This is a genomic window from Phenylobacterium sp. (assembly GCF_030697925.1).
Taxonomy (GTDB): Bacteria; Pseudomonadota; Alphaproteobacteria; order Caulobacterales; family Caulobacteraceae; genus Phenylobacterium.
On the sequence record NZ_JAUYOJ010000133.1, the window covers coordinates 1 to 1179 of the forward strand.

General features: G+C 66.1%; 1 protein-coding gene. It reads right to left on the minus strand.

The window, feature by feature from the left end; genetic code table 11:
* Nucleotides 1-1179, minus strand: a 1179-nt coding sequence (locus Q8Q88_RS12345) for an acyl-CoA carboxylase subunit beta (RefSeq protein ID WP_305675490.1), incomplete at both ends; no start/stop codon positions are given.

Here is a 1179-nt window from a genome sequence, read left to right on the forward strand (position 1 = left end):
GGCATAGTTGACGTCGCCGCGCAGGTGCTTGGAGCTCATCACGTCATAGGCCCCGCCATAGGCCTTGCGGGTGATCAGGGTGATCTTCGGCACCGTGGCCTCGGCATAGGCGAACAGCAGCTTGGCCCCGTGGCGGATCAGACCGCCCTGCTCCTGCTTGGTGCCCGGCATGAAGCCCGGCACGTCGACGAAGGTCACCAGGGCGATCTCGAAGGCGTCGCAGAAGCGCACGAAGCGCGCGGCCTTGCGCGAGCTATCGATGTCCAAGACCCCGGCCAGCACCTGCGGCTGGTTGGCGACGATCCCCACCGGCTGGCCGTCGATGCGGCCGAAGCCACAGATGATGTTCTTGGCGAAGCCGTCGGCGATCTCGAAGAAGTCGGCCTCGTCGACCACCTTCAGGATCAGCTCCTTCATGTCGTAGGGCTTGTTGGGGTTGGCCGGGATCAGGGTGTCCAGCGACGGCTCTTCCCTCTGAGGATCGTCGTAGCTCTGGCGCACCGGCGGCTTGTCGCGGTTGGAGAGCGGCAGGAAGTCCACCAGCCGTCGCACCTGGGTCAGCGCCTCCAGGTCGTTCTCGAAGGCCCCGTCGGCCACCCCCGACTTGATGGCGTGCACCCGGTAGCCGCCCAGCTCCTCGTGGGTCACCTCCTCATGGGTCACGGTGCGCACCACGTCGGGGCCGGTGACGTACATGTAGGAGGTGTCCTTCACCATGAAGATGAAGTCGGTGATCGCCGGGGAATAGACGTCGCCGCCCGCGCAAGGCCCCATGATCACGCTGATCTGCGGGATCACGCCGGAGGCCAGGGTGTTCTGCAGGAAGATGTCGGCATAGCCCGCCAGCCCGTCCACCCCCTCCTGGATCCGCGCCCCGCCGGCGTCGAACAGGCCGATGATCGGGGCGCCGACCTTCAGGGCCTGTTCCTGCACCTTGACGATCTTGCGCGCATGGGCGTTCGACAAACTCCCGCCGAAAACCGTGAAGTCCTTGGAGAACACGAACACCAGCCGGCCGTTGATATTGCCCCAGCCGGTCACCACCCCGTCGCCGGCCACCTTCTGGTCGGCCATCCCGAAGTCCGTCGCCCGGTGCTCGACGAACATGTCGAACTCCTCGAACGAGCCCTCGTCCAGCAACAGCTCCAGCCGCTCGCGCGCCGTCAGCTTGCCCTTGCC